The 16,544-nt window shown below is 68.3% G+C and carries 13 protein-coding genes; 9 read left to right on the plus strand and 4 right to left on the minus strand.

Annotation, left to right across the window (positions count from 1 at the left end; genetic code table 11):
* Positions 1 to 23 precede the first annotated feature (23 nt).
* The 7 genes from AC1DFE_RS17045 to AC1DFE_RS17075 all read left to right on the plus strand — a co-directional run bounded on the left by AC1DFE_RS17045 (position 24) and on the right by AC1DFE_RS17075 (position 9,188).
* Positions 24 to 821, plus strand: a complete 798-nt coding sequence (locus tag AC1DFE_RS17045) for an IclR family transcriptional regulator (RefSeq protein ID WP_476907057.1) — start codon at positions 24 to 26, stop codon at positions 819 to 821.
* A 120-nt stretch (positions 822 to 941) separates the two neighbouring features.
* Entirely contained in the window at positions 942 to 2,087 is a 1,146-nt protein-coding gene (locus AC1DFE_RS17050) for a cupin domain-containing protein (RefSeq protein ID WP_476907058.1), read from the plus strand.
* Positions 2,084 to 2,908, plus strand: a complete 825-nt coding sequence (locus AC1DFE_RS17055; protein WP_476907059.1) for a fumarylacetoacetate hydrolase family protein — start codon at positions 2,084 to 2,086, stop codon at positions 2,906 to 2,908. The genes AC1DFE_RS17050 and AC1DFE_RS17055 overlap by 4 nt, the downstream gene beginning before the upstream one ends.
* Entirely contained in the window at positions 2,908 to 3,672 is a 765-nt protein-coding gene (locus AC1DFE_RS17060) for a maleylpyruvate isomerase family mycothiol-dependent enzyme (protein ID WP_476907060.1), read from the plus strand. The genes AC1DFE_RS17055 and AC1DFE_RS17060 overlap by 1 nt, the downstream gene beginning before the upstream one ends.
* 68 nt (positions 3,673 to 3,740) lie before the next feature.
* Complete coding sequence (locus AC1DFE_RS17065; protein ID WP_476907061.1) at positions 3,741 to 6,164, plus strand: phosphoketolase family protein; 2,424 nt, start codon at positions 3,741 to 3,743, stop codon at positions 6,162 to 6,164.
* Between the two features lie 113 nt (positions 6,165 to 6,277).
* A complete protein-coding gene (locus AC1DFE_RS17070) occupies positions 6,278 to 7,918 on the plus strand; it encodes a LuxR C-terminal-related transcriptional regulator (RefSeq protein WP_476907062.1) in 1,641 nt (546 codons plus the stop codon).
* 169 nt (positions 7,919 to 8,087) lie between these two features.
* Entirely contained in the window at positions 8,088 to 9,188 is a 1,101-nt protein-coding gene (locus AC1DFE_RS17075; protein ID WP_476907063.1) for a class I SAM-dependent methyltransferase, read from the plus strand.
* On the opposite strand, the gene AC1DFE_RS17080 is transcribed toward AC1DFE_RS17075, so the two are convergent.
* The 3 genes from AC1DFE_RS17080 to AC1DFE_RS17090 form a co-directional block, all read right to left on the minus strand.
* Complete coding sequence (locus tag AC1DFE_RS17080) at positions 9,157 to 9,588, minus strand: VOC family protein (RefSeq protein ID WP_476907064.1); 432 nt, start codon at positions 9,586 to 9,588, stop codon at positions 9,157 to 9,159. The two genes, AC1DFE_RS17075 and AC1DFE_RS17080, sit on opposite strands and share 32 nt — an antisense overlap.
* A 190-nt stretch (positions 9,589 to 9,778) precedes the next feature.
* Entirely contained in the window at positions 9,779 to 10,453 is a 675-nt protein-coding gene (locus AC1DFE_RS17085) for a response regulator (protein ID WP_476907065.1), read from the minus strand.
* On the minus strand, positions 10,450 to 12,495 hold the full coding sequence (locus tag AC1DFE_RS17090; protein ID WP_476907066.1) for an ATP-binding protein: 2,046 nt from the start codon (positions 12,493 to 12,495) through the stop codon (positions 10,450 to 10,452). Before AC1DFE_RS17090 ends, AC1DFE_RS17085 begins: the two co-directional genes overlap by 4 nt.
* 211 nt (positions 12,496 to 12,706) lie before the next feature.
* On the opposite strand from AC1DFE_RS17090, the gene AC1DFE_RS17095 reads away from it, so the two are divergent.
* Together AC1DFE_RS17095 and AC1DFE_RS17100 are read left to right on the plus strand one after the other, a co-directional pair.
* Complete coding sequence (locus AC1DFE_RS17095; RefSeq protein WP_476907067.1) at positions 12,707 to 14,683, plus strand: APC family permease; 1,977 nt, start codon at positions 12,707 to 12,709, stop codon at positions 14,681 to 14,683.
* An 89-nt stretch (positions 14,684 to 14,772) separates the two neighbouring features.
* Positions 14,773 to 15,393 carry an L-threonylcarbamoyladenylate synthase gene (locus tag AC1DFE_RS17100; RefSeq protein WP_476907068.1) on the plus strand — a complete coding sequence of 207 codons (621 nt, stop codon included), beginning with the start codon at positions 14,773 to 14,775 and terminating at the stop codon, positions 15,391 to 15,393.
* A 26-nt stretch (positions 15,394 to 15,419) separates the two neighbouring features.
* On the opposite strand, the gene ligD is transcribed toward AC1DFE_RS17100, so the two are convergent.
* Positions 15,420 to 16,442: a non-homologous end-joining DNA ligase gene (ligD, locus tag AC1DFE_RS17105; RefSeq protein ID WP_476907069.1), complete on the minus strand. Its 1,023-nt coding sequence runs from the start codon at positions 16,440 to 16,442 to the stop codon at positions 15,420 to 15,422.
* Positions 16,443 to 16,544 lie beyond the last annotated feature (102 nt).

Raw genomic sequence — 16,544 nt, forward strand, 5'->3', positions numbered from 1 at the left:
TCTCCCCCCAATAGAATTCTGTTATGCAGAACTTGCCTGTGCGGAAGAAGCCCACGTATTCGATCGAGGCGGTGGACAACGCGCTGCAGCTCCTGCAGCTGCTGCGCGACGGGGGAAGCCTGCGGCTCAAGGACGCAGCCACCGAGCTGGGCGTGGCACCGTCCACGGCGCACCGCCTGCTGGCCATGCTGGTGTACCGGGGCTTCGCGGTGCAGGACGAGACCCGGCGTTACGTTCCCGGTCCGGCGATGGGGGCCGGCCCGGCGGGCGTCACCTGGACCCGGCTACTGCGGAACGTGGCACGCCCACATATGGAACTGCTGAGCTCCCGCCTCAACGAGACCGTGAACCTCATGATCCGGGTGGGCACCAAGGTCAGGTTCCTGGAAACGGTGGAAGGCACCAGCGCCCTCCGCGTGGGCGACAGGCAGGGAACCGTGCTGCCGGCCAACCGGGCCTCGGGCGGCAAGGCGATGCTCGCCGAGCTGGAGCCGGCACTGATCGAGCAGCTGTTCCGGAGCCAGAATGCGGAGATCGGCGGCGACAGCATTTCCGACGCCGAGTACCCGACGTTCGTGCGGGAGCTGGAAACGGTCCGAGGGAACGGCTTCGCGGCCAATTTCGAGGGAACGGAGGAGGGCATTAGCGCACTGGGCATGGCCCTGCACAACGGAAAGGGCGAGGTGGTGGGGGCGATCAGCGTGGCCACGCCGGTGACAAGGTTCCGTGCCGTGTTTGACGCCGGTCTGGTGCCGGTCATGCTGGAAACCCGCCGGCAGTTGGAGGTCGACATCGCCGCCAATCCCGCCGCGGCCGGATAACGAAAGCGGAGGGATCACCAAGGAATTCTGCCTGCCAGAATATGCTGTGGTTCACAGCCACTGTGTCCCTAATCTCGGTACAACGCCAAGACGTCATCCATACCCACCGAGGAGGCCGCCGTGTCCATCAGCGCCGAGACCACGACCCACGAATCAGTTGCCGCCGCCCATGCGGCCCCGGAGCCGACGCCGGAGGAGGCAGTGCAGCTGGAGCAGCTGTACCGGGACTTCGAGCAGGAGAACCTGGTCCCGCTGTGGACTGAGATCGGTGACCTGATGCCGATGGTCCCGTCACCGAAGGCCCGGCCCCATGTGTGGCGCTGGAACGACCTCTATCCCCTGGCCGCCCGCGCCGGTGACCTGGTTCCCGTGGGGCGGGGCGGCGAGCGGCGGGCCATAGCCCTCGCCAACCCCGGGCTGGGTGGCACGCCCTATGCGACACCAACGCTGTGGGCGGCCATCCAGTACCTGGGCGCCCACGAAACGGCGCCCGAGCACCGCCACTCGCAGAACGCGTTCCGCTTCGTCGTCGAAGGCGAAGGCGTCTGGACCGTGGTGAACGGTGACCCCGTGGCGATGCGCCGCGGTGACTTCCTGCTGACGCCCGGCTGGAACTTCCACGGCCACCACAACGACACCAACCAGCCGATGGCCTGGATCGACGGCCTGGACATCCCGTTCGTGCACTATGCCGACGCAGGGTTCTTCGAGTTCGGCACCGAGCGCGTCACGGACGAGGCCACTCCGGACATCTCCCGCTCCGAACGGCTCTGGGCCCACCCCGGCCTGCGCCCCCTCTCCGGGCTGGACAACACCACCAACTCCCCCATCGCCGCCTACCGGTGGGAACACACCGACGCCGCCCTGCGCGAACAGCTGCTCCTCGAGGATGAAGGCCACCCGGCCACCGTCTCCCAGGGGCACGCGGCGGTCCGCTACTCCAACCCCACCACGGGCGGGGACGTGATGCCCACCATCCGCGCCGAGTTCCACCGGCTCCGCGCCGGCGCTGCCACCGAAGCCCTCCGCGAGGTCGGCTCCAGCGTGTGGCAGGTCTTCGAAGGCACTGGCAGCGTGCTGCTCAACGGCGAACGCAAGGACCTCGGGAAGGGCGATCTGTTTGTCGTTCCGTCCTGGCAGGAATGGTCGCTGCAGGCCAACGAGGAATCCCAAACGGAGTTCGACCTGTTCCGCTTCAGCGACGCACCCATCTTTGAACGCCTGAACTTCAACCGCACCTACACCGAAGGACGCAAGAACGCATGAGACTCCTCACCCTCCGCACTTCTGAAGGAACCAAAGCCGTCCGCCAGGACGGCGGCACCCTCACCGAGATCGACGGCTTCGCCGACGTCGGCGAACTCCTCCGCAGCGACGACTGGGAAACCACGGCGAAGGCGGCCAACGGCGCAACGCACGCGCTCGACGGCGCCGACCTCGCCGCCGTCGTGCCCGCCCCGGGCAAGATCATCTGCGTGGGCCACAACTACCGCAACCACATCAAGGAAATGGGCCGGGACATCCCGGACCACCCCACCCTGTTCGCCAAGTACCAGGAATCCCTGATCGGCCCGAACGATGACCTGGCCCTGCCGCAGGAATCCGACACCGTGGACTGGGAAGCCGAACTCGCGGTCGTCATCGGCAAGAAGGGCCGCCGGATCAGCGAAGCCGACGCCGCGGACCACATCGCCGGCTACTCCGTGCTGAACGACATCAGCATGCGCGACTACCAGTTCCGCACCATCCAGTGGCTGCAGGGGAAGACCTGGGAAAACTCCACCCCGTTCGGCCCCGCACTGGTCACCAAGGAGGATTTCAGCGCCGGTCCGCTGATGACCTCGGCGGTGGACGGCGAGATCCAGCAGAGCACGCCCACCGGTGACCTCGTCTTCACCCCCGAGTTCCTGGTCTCCTACATCTCCACCATCATCACGCTGAACCCGGGCGACGTGATCGCCACCGGCACCCCCGGCGGCGTGGGCCACGCCCAGGATCCCAAGCGCTACCTGCAGGAGGGCCAGCTGCTGGTCACCACCATCGAAGGGCTGGGGCAGCTGACCAACCGCGTGGTCAAGGAAGCCTGATGGCAGCCCGGCACGACCTCGCCACCGACCCGGGCCTGCAGGAAGAACTCCTGCAGGCCCGGCGGGGCACCGCGTTCTTCGCCCGCAAGCTCAACGAACTCACCGATGACGAGCTCGACGGCGGCTCCCTCCTTCCCGGCTGGACGCGCCGGCACGTCGTGGCCCACGTGGGCTATAACGCCCGGGCCATCGCCCGCCTTGTGGAGTGGGCGGCGACCGGGGTGGAGACGCCCATGTACCCCTCGGTAGCGGTGCGTGATCATGAGATCAGCTTCGGCGCCACGCTGTCGCCGATCGCTTTGCGGAATCTCTTCGACCACTCCGCGGTGCACCTGTCCGTCGAATGGCGCGACCTGCCGGACCGGGACTGGGCCAACGAGGTCAAGACCATCCAGGGCCGTAGCGTCCCGGCGTCCGAAACCGTCTGGATGCGCACCCGCGAAGTCTGGATCCACGCCGTCGACCTCGGCAACGGGGCGACCTTCGCCGACATTCCGGAGCCCGTCCTGGAACGGCTGCTGCGGGACATCACCTCCGCCTGGCATACCCGCGGCACCGATGCCGGGCTGGTCATCACGGTGACGGGCACGGACCTGGTGTTCGGCGACGCCAACGCGGAGGAACCCATCACGGTCAGCGGCCCGCTTGCCGGCGTGGCTGCCTGGGCCGCCGGACGGACAGCCGAAGCAGGCCGCTTCGGCGTCACCGCCGCCGGCCGGAGCGAGGACCGCGCCGACGTTCCCGCCGCCCCGAAGTGGATCTGAGGGCGGCCAAAATGCCGGGGTAGACTGTGCCCGTCAGCGCTGGAGCGGATCCGACGGAAGGCACATTCATGGGCATGGCCGTGGCAAACGGGGCAATTTCCGACGACGAACTTGAGCTCCTCCACCGCTACTGGAGCGCGGCGAACTACCTGACGGTGGCCCAGATCTACCTTCAGGACAATGCACTGCTGAGGGAGCCGCTGCGGCCGGAGCACATCAAGCCGCGGCTGCTGGGCCACTGGGGCACAGGACCGGGGCTGTCGCTGATTTATGCCCACCTGAACAGGCTGATCAGGAACACCGGGGCCGAGGTTCTGTTCATCGCCGGCCCTGGCCATGGCGGTCCGTCAGTGGTGGCGAACGTCTACCTCGAAGGCACCTACTCGGAGATCTACCCCGATGTCAGCCGCGACGCTGCCGGCCTGCGCCGGCTGGCACGGCAGTTTTCGACGCCAGGCGGCGTGGGCAGCCATGTGGGCCCTGCCACCCCCGGCTCCATCCACGAGGGCGGCGAACTGGGCTACTCACTGATGCACGCCACCGGCGCTGTGATGGACAACCCAGGAATCATCGCCGCCTGTGTGTTGGGCGACGGCGAAGCCGAGACCGGCCCGCTCGCCGCCTCCTGGACGGCGCCGTTCTTCCTCAACCCCGCGCGGGACGGCGCAGTCCTGCCCATCCTGCACCTCAACGGCTACAAGATTTCCGGACCCACCGTCCTGGGACGCCGCCCGGACGGAGACGTCGAGGCGCTGCTGCGCGCCAATGGCTGGGAACCCGTGACGGCGTCCGGCGACGAGCCCGAGAAGGTCCACCGGGCCCTGGCCGCCGCCGTCGATGACGCGTATGCCACCATCCGGCACATCCAGCAGGACGCCCGGGGCGCCGGATCCGGCAGTAATCGCGTTGGCAGTAATCGAACGACTGCGGCCCGCTGGCCCGCGATCATCCTGCGCACCCCCAAGGGCTGGACGGGCCCGGAGACCGTGGACGGCAACCCGGTGGAAGGCACGTTCCGCGCGCACCAGGTTCCGCTGTCCGGCGTCAGGGACAACCCGGAGCACCTGGCGTTGCTGGAGCAATGGATGCGGTCCTACCAGCCGGAATCGCTGTTCGATGACGACGGCCGGCTTTTGCCCGAACTGGCCGCGCTGGCGCCCGAAGGCAAGCTCCGGATGGGGGCGGCGCCCCGGGCCAACGGCCAGCCGTCCGTCCAGCTGGAGATTCCGGACCTGGCGCAGTACGCGGTCGACCCGGGCCAGCCGGGCTCCACCAGCATCGAAACCACCAAGCCGCTGGGCGAACTGTTCCGCGACCTCTACAGCGGGACGGAGGATAACCCGCGGTTCCGGCTGTTCTGCCCGGACGAAACCAACAGCAACCGGCTGGGCGCCGTGTTCGAAGCCACCGACCGCTGCCTGCTGCTGCCAGGGCACGACGGGGACGACGACGGGGACGACCACGTCGCGGCCGACGGCCGCGTGATGGAGGTGCTCTCCGAGCACCTGTGCCAGGGCTGGCTGGAAGGATACCTGCTGACCGGCCGGCACGGGTTCTTCGCCAGCTACGAGGCGTTCGCCATGGTCAGCGCCTCCATGACCGTCCAGCATGCCAAGTGGCTGCAGCACGCCCGCGAACTGGAATGGCGCGCGCCGGTGCCGAGCCTGAACATCCTGCTGACTTCCACGTGCTGGCGCAACGACCACAACGGCTTCAGCCACCAGGGCCCCGGCCTGATCGATACCGTATTGTCCCTGTCCGGCGAGGTGACCAGGATCTACCTGCCGCCGGACACTAACACGCTGCTAGCCGCGGCCGAGCACGCCTTGCGCAGCAGGGACTATGTGAACCTGGTGGTCGTCGACAAGCAATCCCACCCGCAGTACCTGACCCTGGCGGAAGCCCGCGCGCACGCCGAGGCCGGCGCGTCGCGCTGGGAGTGGGCCGGCAACGAGGCCGGCAGCACTGAACCGGACGTCGTCCTCGCCTGCGCCGGCGACATCCCCACCGAGGAGGCACTGGCAGCAGCCTGGCTGCTGCAGCGCCACGTTCCCGAGGCCACGGTGCGCGTGGTGAACGTCATGGACGCCATGGTGCTGCCGCCGCGGGACGTGCACCCGCACGGGCTTGACGACGGGGCGTTCACTTCGCTGTTCACGGACACCTGCGAGGTGGTGGTGGCGTGGCACGGCTACGCCCGCTCCTTCCACCAGCTCCTGCACGGGCGGCCGAACCCGGAAAGGTTCCACGTCCGCGGCTACAGCCAGCAGGGCACCACCACCACGCCGTTCGACATGGTGGTGGTCAATCGGATGAGCCGCTACCACCTCGCCTTGGAGGCGCTCCGCCGGATGCCGCGCCAGTTCGACGGCGGTGAGGCCCTGGCCGGGCACTGCCACCGTCAGCTGGAGGCCCACGCCGAATACATTCGGGAACATTTCGAAGACCTGCCCGAAATCCGCGAGTGGGTCTGGTCGCCGCCAGGTTCGTGATGGGCCGGCTCTTGAAAGGCGGCTCCTGAACCTGACCCCGCCCCCGGCTGTTCCCGGCGTTTCCAGCATCAGAGCACGGCAGTAGTCTGGATTCATCATCCGGGGAAGATCACATGCCTGAACTCGACCAACTGATACTGACTGCCCGTGAGGCGTATGACCGCCGGGACTGGGCCGCTGCACGCAGCGGCTTCGGCGCCGCACGCCGCCAGGGACCGCTGGATGCGCCCGACCTTGATGCGCTCGCGAGTTCGGCCTGGTGGCTGGGCGATACGTCCGGGGCGCTGGCAACGGCCGAGGAACTGTACCGGCGGCTGGCCAGTGACGGGGACCGCACCGGCGCCGCGATGGCGGCGCTTGACCTGTCCCTCCGCTGGGGTACCCGGGGAGACGTCGCCGTGGCCTCCGGCTGGCTGAACCGGGCACGGCGGATGCTGGAGGGGCTCCCCGGCGGCCCGCCCACCGGATACCTGCTCTACCTCGAAGCGGGCATGACCATGGACATTGAGGGCGATCCGGCACCCGCCAGGGCGTCCGCCGGAAAGATCGAAGCCCTCGCTGACCGCTTCGGAGATCCGGCCCTTGCGTGCTTCGCCAGGGTCCTGTCCGGCCTGGCACTGGTCCGGGAGGGGCAGACGGAGGCAGGATTCGGGGACCTCGACGAGGCCATGCTTCCGGTGTTGGCCGGTGGCGTTCCACAGGAGTGGGCCGGCGACATCTACTGCACGGTGACCCATCTCTGCCACGTGCTGGGCGACCTTTCCAGGATGCGGTCCTGGACCACGGCCATGGAGCGGTGGACCGCCGGACAGTCCAGCACGTTTGTCTATGCCGATGTGACCCGGGTCCACGAACTCCAGCTCCTGAGTGCAGGAGGCGACTGGGAGGCCGCGGAGCGGGAACTCCGCCCCCTCAGCGACAGGCTTGCCCAGGCCCACGGCTGGATGGCAGGCGCCGGCTACTACGAGCTCGGCGAAATCCGCCGGCTGCGGGGCGACCCCTCCGGCGCCCTCGCAGCCTATGCCCGGGCACGGGAACTCGGCGTCCAACCGCAACCGGGAGAGGCCCGGTTGCACCTCGCCGCCGGTGCGCCCAGCCAGGCACTGGAGCAGTTGCGGGTGGCGCTGGCCGAAAGCGGGCCGCTGGACAAACCCCGCCTGCTGCTTGCCGCCACCGAGGTGGCAGCCGCGTGCGGGCAGGAGGATCTCGCCGAAACATGCTGCTCCGAATTGGAGCGGACCGCGGAACGCTACGCCTCCCCCGGCCTGCGGGCCTGGGCAGGTCAGGCCCGCGGTGTGGTGCTCCTCGCGGCGGGCCAGCCCGCGGAAGCCATGGCGGCCCTCGAATCGGCTGGCCGCATCTACCGCGACCAACGGGCCCGCTACAGCACGGCGGTCATCCATGAACTGGAATCGTCCTGCCGCAGGTCCCTGGGAAATACGGAAGCAGCCGAGGCAGACCTCGCCACGGCGGCGGCCATCTACCGGCAGCTTGGCGCTGCGCCGGACCTTCAGCGGATCGAGGGCGACCTGCAACGGCGCCGGCGTTTTGCGCCCGGCGGCCTCACCGCCAGGGAGGCCGAGGTCCTGGCACTTGTCAGTGGCGGTGCAAGCAACCGCCGGGTGGCCGAGGCCTTGGTCATCAGCGAAAAAACCGTGGGCCGGCACCTCGCGAACATTTTCGGCAAGATCGGTGTCTCCTCTCGCACCGGCGCCGCGGCGTGGGCGCGCGAGCATGGTCTGCCCGGCTCGTAACCGGCCGTCCGAGGCGCACGGCCGGAACCACGGCCTGCATCATCTGCCCCATCCCCGCGCGGAAAGATGCATGGTCCTCCCGACGCGCCGCCGGCTCCCCCGGGCCTACCTTCGAAAGTAACGGACCGCAGTTCCCAAAAGGGCCCGCACTCCCCGAAAGGCAAGAACAATGAGCACCGTCCAAAGCGAGGCAGTCACCGCCCCCGAGGCAGCCGTCGAGGCTGCTGCCGGCAGGCTCGTGGGAATCCTCAATGACAGCTCCGCGGCCATCCTGGCCAGCATCGGCTACCAGACCGGCCTCTTCGAAGCGCTGGCGGACCTGCCGGCCGCCACCAGCGACCAGATAGCCGACGCCGCGGGGCTGAATGAACGCTACGTCCGTGAATGGCTGGGCGGAATGGTCACCGCCAGATTCGTCGACTACAACCCGACGGCCCGGACCTATCTTCTGCGGCCCGAGGTCGCCCCGTCCGTCACCGGACCCGGGGTGGACAACCTGGCCCGGACCCTGCTGTACATCACGCTGATGGGCGAAGTGGCTGGCAAAATCGCCGGCAAGTTCCAGACCGGCGGCGGCCTGGACTACGCCGACTACCCCGGGTTCGTGCAGATCCAGGCCGCGGACAGCGGCTCCGTGCACGACGCGTCACTTATAGACACCATCCTTCCGCTCGCCGGCTGCGTGGACGCGCTGCGGCGGGGGATCGACGTCGCGGACATCGGCTGCGGCGCCGGCCATGCCGTGAACCTGATGGCCTCAGCGTTCCCCGCCAGCAGGTTTACCGGGTACGACTTCCTCGGGGAAGCCGTGTCCGCCGGGCGCGCCGAGGCTGAGCGGATTGGCCTTACCAACGTGCGATTCGAGCAGCGCGACGCTGCCGCCCTGGACGCTGCCGATGGCTTTGATTTGGTCACCGTCTTCGATGCCATCCACGACCAGGCACACCCCGCCACCGTCCTGCAGAACATCCACCGGGCCCTGCGGCCCGGAGGGACCTTCCTGATGGTGGACATGAAGGCGTCCAGCAAGCTCGAGGAAAACCTCGACCTTCCGTGGGGCACGTTCCTCTACGCCGTCTCCACCACGCACTGCATGTCAGTGTCGCTGGCCCAGGGCGGCGACGCCCTGGGCACAGTGTGGGGTGTCCAGCTGGCCGAGTCCATGGTGCGGGAGGCCGGCTTCAGCGAGATTTCCGTCAAGGAACTGGACGACGACCCGTTCAATGCCTACTTCGTCGCTAGGAAGCAGGAGCTGCCGCGGCTCCGCTGACATTCACCAGCCACGCGATGCCGAACCTGTCGGTGCACATGCCGAAGATGTCGCCCCACGGAGCCTTCTCCATCGGGACCGTGACGGTGCCGCCGCCGCCGGACAGCTTGTCGTAGTAGCCGCGCAGTTCGGACTCGTCGTCCCCGCTGAGCGACACGGAAATGGTGTTCCCCGGCGAGTAGTCCATGGAGTTGGGGGTGTCGGCCCCCATGAGCACGAGACCCTTCTCCGAGGTCAGCATGCCGTGCATGATCTTGTCAGTCTCCGCAGGATCTTCACTGACGTGGAACTCCCCGAAGGTGCTCAGTGCCAGCTCGCCGCCGAACACCGACTGGTAGAAGGTCATGGCGTCGCGGGCATTGTCGCGGAAGCTGATGTACGGGTTGAGCAGGGTGGACACGATCGGTTCTCCTTCGGCTGTACGTATGGCGCCCAGTGTGCGGCGCCCGGCACTACACATGTTGCCCGAATCGGGCTCCCCTTCATAGGGTTTCACCGGCGTTCATGAAAGTTCACGGGCAGTTCATCAGCGCAGGTCAGAGCCGCAGCGCAGGTCAGAGCCGCGGCGCGGGTCAGAGCTGGAGCACGGGTCAGGGCCGGAAGCGGTAACCGACTCCGGCCTCGGTCAGGAGATGGCGCGGATTGCCTGTGTCTGCCTCGAGTTTGCGACGGAGCTGGGCCATGTACACCCGAAGGTAGTTGGCTTCCTTCTCGTAGGCGGGCCCCCACACGCTGGCCAGGATCTGCTGCTGGGTGATGAGCTTCCCCGGGTTCCGCACCAGCAGCTCGAGGATGCTCCACTCCGTGGGCGTGAGCCGGACGGGCTCACCGTTCCGGGTGACCATCCGCCGCCCCAGGTCCACGCTGAACTCCGCGGTGTCCACCGTGGACGCCTCGGTGGCTTCCGGGGCGCGGCGGAGGAGCGCGCGAAGCCGGGCGAGGAGTTCTTCCAGTCCGAACGGCTTGGTGATGTAGTCGTCCGCGCCGGCATCGAGCGCGTCCACCTTGTCCGACGAGCCGTGCCGGGCTGAGAGCACCAGCACCGGGGCGGTGCTCCAGCGGCGCAGCTCCCTGAGGACCGCGGCGCCGTCCATGTCGGGCAATCCCAAATCCAGGACCACCAGCCCGGGCGGATTCCGCGAGACAGCGGCCAGCGCGGCCTCGCCGTCAGCGGCGGTCTCCACGCTGTAGCCATGCGCCTGCAGGGTGATCCGCAGGGCCTTCAGCAGGTGCTGGTCATCATCCACAACGAGGACGCCGGTCACTGGGCCGTCTCCTGTGGGGACGCGGCAGGAGCGACGGCGGGTGACGCGCCGTCGGGCCCGGCGCCGGCGACGTCATTCCGTGCCACGCCAGACTCCGATAAGTCAGTCGCCGATAAGCCAGACCCCGATAAGTCAGTCCCCGTGGAGAGCGGGAGCCGGATGACCATGGTGAGTCCCCCGCCGGGCGTCTCCTCCGCCGCGAGGCTGCCGCCCATGGCGGAGACGAATCCCCGTGCGACGGCCAGGCCGAGGCCCACGCCGGTTGACTGGGACAGATCGTCCAATCGCTGGAAGGGGCGGAACATTGCGGGCACGTTCCGGCCCGGCACACCGCGTCCGTGGTCGATGATCCTCAGTTCACCGGCCGGGTGGCCGTTGAGGACGCTGCCGCTGAGCCCGCCCGCCGCTGCAGTCACCCTGATGTCAGAGGCAGGCGCGTACTTAACGGCATTTTCCGTGATGTTGGCGATGACGCGTTCGAGCAGGACTGCATCGGCGTCGACAGCGGGAAGGTTCGGCGGCAGTTCGACCCGCACGCTGCCAGCCGGTAGGCCGCGAAGCGCGGGCGGTACAACATCGAGCCACCTGACGGGCTTCAGCAGCGGGCGGACCGAGTCGGCAGTAATCCGGGACATGTCGAGAAGGTTGCCCACCAGGATGTCCAGCCGGTCCGAGCATTCATCGATGGTTTCCAACAGCTCCTGTTTCTCCTCCGGGGTATAGGTGACGGCGGTCTGCAGGAGGCCTCCGACGGCCAGCTTGATGCCGGCCAGCGGCGTGCGGAGGTCGTGCGAGACGGCACGGAGGATGGCGGTGCGCATGGTGTTCCCTTCGGCAAGCCGCAGCACCTCGAGGCGGCTGGCGGCCAACTGCTGGCGTTCAAGCTGCGCCAGCACGTGGGCGGCGAAGGCGCCCAGCAAGCTGCTGTCGGTGGCCGGCACCGTCCTGCCGAACAGCACCAGCCAGGTGCCGTCGTCGACCGGTTCCACGGTGTGCTCGGCAAAATCCGTGCCGTCCCGTTCAGGGTCGGTCAGCTTGCCCGCGCTGGCGAGCAACTTCCTCCGGGCCCCGCCGTCCCCGTCACGGTACGCCAGGTTACCGCCGAAGGCCTGCCGGTCAGCGAAAGCGTGCCCGTCCCCGAACGCCGGCCCGCTGAAGAGCGCCACGCCGCGGACACCGAAGACGTCCAGGGCCTGCTCCAGCAGGCTGCCCACCGTGTCCTCCGCGCGGGTGGCACCGCGGGCCAGCTCGCCGAGCGTCGCCGCCTCGGCACGCGCCCGGGCAGCTTCCTTGGACCGCCGGGCGGACCTGTCCACCACCCCGGCAACCGCCACCGAAACACCCACGAACACCCCCAGAGCCAGGAGGTCCTGCGGGTCACCGATGGCCAGCTCACCGACCGGCGGCGTCGAGAAGTAGATCACCAGCAGACCGCTCCAGAGCGCACCCGCGACGGCCGGCCACAGCCCGCCCACGAGCGCCACGGCCACGGCCCCGGCAAGCTGGACCAGGACCGCGGTAGCAACGCTGTGCTCTATGACGGCGAGCGCCAGCTGCATCAGGATGGGGATGGCGGCCGCGAGCACGAATCCGACGGTGACGCGTACCCGGCCAAGATCCCGCTGCCGGCGCCGGCCTGTGCCGCGGCCGGCCAGGGGGTGCGGCACCACCTGCACGTCGAGCTCGCCCGCGCTGCGGACGATCCGCGTCTCTGTGCCGCCGGAAAGCAGCCTGGACAGCGGGTGAGCCCGGGACTGCCCAATGACCAGCCGGGTGGCGCCGGCATGCGACGCGAAGTCCAGGAGTGCCTCGACGGGGTCCTGGGCGGCGACCGTGTGGTAAGTGCCGCCCAGCTCCACCACCAGCCGGCGCTGGGATTCGAGGGCGCTGGTTGATTCCTGCGACGCGCCCTCCGCGGAACGGATATGGACTGCGAGCAGGTCCCCGCCACCGGCGCCCTTGAGGGCCTTCACGGCGCGGCGGATCAGGATCTCCCCCTCACCGTCGCCGGACAGGCCAATGACGATCCGTTCCCCTGCCATGACGCCATTCTTTCACCTGTCCGGCACCTGTCCACGGCGCAGGCTGCTCCCCGGTGGGTGCATCACACCTGCGTTAAGGATCCGTCAAGATTCCGCTGCCGGCGGTTCCGGCGCTCCTGCCCGGTGCTACGTTCGGCTGTGCCCGCAGCGAAATGCCGCGGCAGCCGTGACATACCGCGGCAGCAAGGCACCCACACACGTGAAAGACACCATGACAACCATGAGCCGACCACCGGCGGACCCCTCGGAGGTGCGCCACAGCCGGAGGCAGCGGCTTCACAGCTGGCTACTGCTGGGCCTGCAGGACAGCAAGGGATCCCACCAGGGACCCGGTGGACGGACCATGGCCCACGAGCGGAAGCACGCGTGGTGGCAAGTCATGTGCCTGACCGGCGTGGACTACTTCTCCACCCTCGGCTACCAGCCGGCCATCGCCGCCCTCGCCGCCGGCGTCATTTCGCCGCTGGCCACGCTGGTCCTGGTGGCCGTCACCCTGTTCGGGGCACTGCCGGTGTACCGCAGGGTGGCGGGCGAAAGCTCCCACGGTGAGGGTTCCATTGCGATGCTCGAGAGGCTGCTCCCCCGCTGGGGCGGCAAGCTGTTCGTCCTGGTGCTGCTCGGCTTCGCGGCGACGGACTTCATGATCACCATGACCCTCTCCGCAGCCGACGCCACGGCGCACCTCATCCAGAACCCTTTTGCCCCGGCGTGGCTGCAGGGGCAGGAGGTGACGGTGACTCTGGTCCTCCTGGCCCTGCTCGCCGCCGTCTTCCTGCGCGGATTCAAGGAGGCGATCGGCATCGCCGTGGTCCTGGTGGCCGTCTATCTGGGACTGAACGTCGTGGTGGTGGCGAGGGCCGCCGTCGAAACGCTCAGCCACCCCGCCGCCGTCGGCAACTGGTGGCAGGCGCTGGGGACATCGCACGGCAACCCGGCGCTCGCCGTCGCCATAGCCCTGCTGGTGTTCCCCAAACTGGCGCTGGGCCTGTCCGGCTTCGAAACCGGCGTGGCCGTCATGCCGCAGGTACGCGGCCGGGACACGGACACGGAGGAGAATCCGGCGGGCCGCGTCGAGGGGACGCGGCGGATGCTGACCACCTCGGCGCTGATCATGAGCGCATTCCTCATTGCCAGCAGCCTCACCACGGTGATCCTCATTCCCGCAGCCGAATTCGAGCCCGGCGGGCAGGCCAACGGGCGCGCCCTTGCCTACCTGGCCCATCAGTACCTGGGGAACGGCTTCGGCACGGTGTACGACCTCAGCACCATCGCCATCCTCTGGTTCGCCGGCGCGTCCGCGATGGCCGGGCTGTTGAACCTGGTGCCGCGGTACCTTCCGCGGTACGGGATGGCGCCGGAGTGGGCCAAGGCTGTCCGGCCTCTGGTGCTGGTCTTCGGCGTCATCGCGTTCCTGGTCACCATTCTTTTCGAAGCCGACGTCGACGCCCAGGGCGGTGCCTACGTCACCGGCGTGCTGGTGCTGATGACTTCCGCCGCCGTGGCGGTCGCGCTGTCCGCCCGGCGCCGCCGGCAGCGAATGCGCGCCGTGGGCTTCGGGCTGGTCGCCCTGGTGTTTATCTACACGACGGTGGCCAACGTCATCGAGCGGCCCGAGGGCATCCGGATCGCCGGGTTCTTCATCCTTGGCATTGTCGTCATCTCGCTGCTGTCCAGGATCGGCCGGTCCTTTGAGCTGCACGCCACGCATGTGCGCCTCGACCGGACGGCCCTGGAATTCGTCGCCGAGGACGAGAGCGGACTCATCGGCATCATTGCGCACGAGCCACGCAGGCTCACCGCGGAGGCGTACCGGCAAAAGCTGACGTCCGCCATCGAGGTCAGCCACCTGCCGGTCCATTACCAGGCGCTGTTCCTTGAAGTGATCGTTGACGACTCGTCCGATTTCGAGACCGAACTGCAGGTGCACGGCGTGGTGCGGCACGGGTACCGGGTGCTGGAGGTCCATGGGCCCGTGGTGCCCAACACCATCGCCTCCGTGCTCCTGCACATCCGGGACGTCACCGGGCTCATGCCGCACATCTATTTCCGCTGGACCGAAGGGAATCCGGTGGTGAACCTGCTGCGCTTCCTGTTCCTTGGCGAGGGGGAGATCGCGCCGGTCACCCGCGAAGTGCTGCGCGAGGCCGAACCGGATGTCACCAAGCGTCCGTGGGTGCATGTGGGGTGAGTGCTTGTCCGCCCGCGCGAACCGGCGCGGTGGCCGGTAAGGGCGCGGGGGTGCGTGCGTGGACGGCTGCCGGGCCGTAGGCTCAGCGCATGGCGAAATTCTTTGATGTCCACCCCGAGGACCCCCAGCCCCGCGCGATTTCACAGATCGTGGAGCTCCTTCGATCGGGCGGCCTGATCGCGTACCCCACGGACTCCTGCTACGCCCTCGGCGCCCAGCTGGGGAACAAGGAGGCGCTGGACAGGATCCGTTCCATCCGCCAGCTGGACAGCAAGCATCACTTCACCCTGGTCTGCCGGGACTTCGCGCAGCTTGGTCAGTTCGTGAACATCGGCAACGACGTGTTCCGCAGCATCAAGTCCGTCACGCCGGGCAGCTACACGTTCATCCTGCCTGCCACCAAGGAGGTCCCGCGCCGGCTGCTGCACCCGAAGAAGAAGACAGTGGGGGTCCGCATCCCTCAGCACAACTTCGTCCAGGCACTGCTGGCCGAACTTGGCGAACCGCTGCTGTCCAGCACACTGCTGCTGCCGGACGAGGAGGAGCCGCTGACCCAGGGCTGGGAGATCAAGGAACGGCTGGACCACGTAGTGGACGCGGTGGTCGATTCCGGTGACTGCGGCGCCGAGCCCACCACGGTCGTCGACTTCTCCGGAGGCACCGCCGAGGTGGTGCGCCGCGGCACCGGCGACCCGTCCCGGTTTGAGTAGGGGCGCGGTTTCAGGGACGGCGCCGACTACTCCGGCTTCTTGGCCCGGCTGGGCTGCACCCGGGGCGGTTCGCCCGGCATCTTGGGGTAGTCCGGCGGGAACGGCAGTTCCCCCAGGCCATTTTTGACGTCGCGGTCCCACCATTCCAGCAGCGTGTCGATGGTCCCCTGCTTCGCGTGCATGTCCGCCCACGGGTCACCTACCGTTTTCAGCCGGTCCGGCACGGTAAGTATGGTGAAGTCCTTGGGCCGCACGTCAGCCAACTCGTCCCAGGTGATGGGGCACGATACGGAAGCGTGCGGAAGGGCACGCGGGCTGTAGGCGCCGGCAATGGTGCGGTCCCGGTTGGCCTGGTTGAAGTCAACGAAGATGCGCTTGCCGCGTTCCTCCTTCCACCAGTTGGTGGTGACCTTGTCCGGCATGCGCCGCTCGAGTTCCCTGGCGGCGGCGATCACCGCGTGGCGGACATCCAGGAATTCCCGGGCGGGCTCAATGGGGGCATAGACATGCAGGCCGCGGTTACCGGAGGTCTTCAGGAAGGTGTCCAGCCCTGCCTCCGCGAGAACCTTCCGCAGCTCGAGCGCGGCGGGAATGGCGTCGTCGTAGTCGGTGCCCGGCTGGGGGTCCAGGTCGATGCGCAGCTGGTCGGGGTTATCCGAGTTGTCCGCATGGGACGGCCAGGGATGAAAAACCACTGTGTTCATCTGCGCGGCCCAGACCGCCGCGGCGGGCTCGTCGAGGACCAGCATGGGGTGCGATCGCGCGCTCGGAAAGGTGACCTTGACCGTGCGGATGAAGTCCGGCGTGCCTTTCGGTGGGTTCTTGGAGAAGAACTGCTCGCCGTCCACGGTGTCCGAAAACCGCTGCAGCGCCACCGGCCGGTCACCGTTGGCCCGGATAAAGGCCTCCCCCACATCCACGAAGTAGCGCGCCAGGTCCAGCTTGGTCAGTCCCAGTTCGGGCCACAACACCCGGCTTGGACTGGAGACGCGCATTTCCCGGGGGCCATCGGGCCCGTCGACACTGATGGTGGTCTGTTCACTGGCCATGGGGACAACCTACCCCGCGCGGCCCGCCGCGTCAGCAGTACGCCCGCCGCGATTCCCACTGGACCAACCCCTCAGGGAGGCCTCCCGCCGTCGGGCCACAAG

The organism is Arthrobacter sp. 05T423 (assembly GCF_056396245.1).

Bases quoted from the DNA above. Each gene is read 5' to 3' on its own strand.
- AC1DFE_RS17045 (WP_476907057.1), top strand. From the start codon at position 24: ATGCAGAACTTGCCTGTGCGGAAGAAGCCCACGTATTCGATCGAGGCG.
- AC1DFE_RS17055 (WP_476907059.1), top strand. From the start codon at position 2,084: ATGAGACTCCTCACCCTCCGCACTTCTGAAGGAACCAAAGCCGTCCGC.
- AC1DFE_RS17060 (WP_476907060.1), top strand. From the start codon at position 2,908: ATGGCAGCCCGGCACGACCTCGCCACCGACCCGGGCCTGCAGGAAGAA.
- AC1DFE_RS17065 (WP_476907061.1), top strand. From the start codon at position 3,741: ATGGGCATGGCCGTGGCAAACGGGGCAATTTCCGACGACGAACTTGAG.
- AC1DFE_RS17070 (WP_476907062.1), top strand. From the start codon at position 6,278: ATGCCTGAACTCGACCAACTGATACTGACTGCCCGTGAGGCGTATGAC.
- AC1DFE_RS17075 (WP_476907063.1), top strand. From the start codon at position 8,088: ATGAGCACCGTCCAAAGCGAGGCAGTCACCGCCCCCGAGGCAGCCGTC.
- AC1DFE_RS17090 (WP_476907066.1), bottom strand. From the start codon at position 12,495: ATGGCAGGGGAACGGATCGTCATTGGCCTGTCCGGCGACGGTGAGGGG.
- AC1DFE_RS17095 (WP_476907067.1), top strand. From the start codon at position 12,707: ATGACAACCATGAGCCGACCACCGGCGGACCCCTCGGAGGTGCGCCAC.
- AC1DFE_RS17100 (WP_476907068.1), top strand. From the start codon at position 14,773: ATGGCGAAATTCTTTGATGTCCACCCCGAGGACCCCCAGCCCCGCGCG.
- ligD (WP_476907069.1), bottom strand. From the start codon at position 16,442: ATGGCCAGTGAACAGACCACCATCAGTGTCGACGGGCCCGATGGCCCC.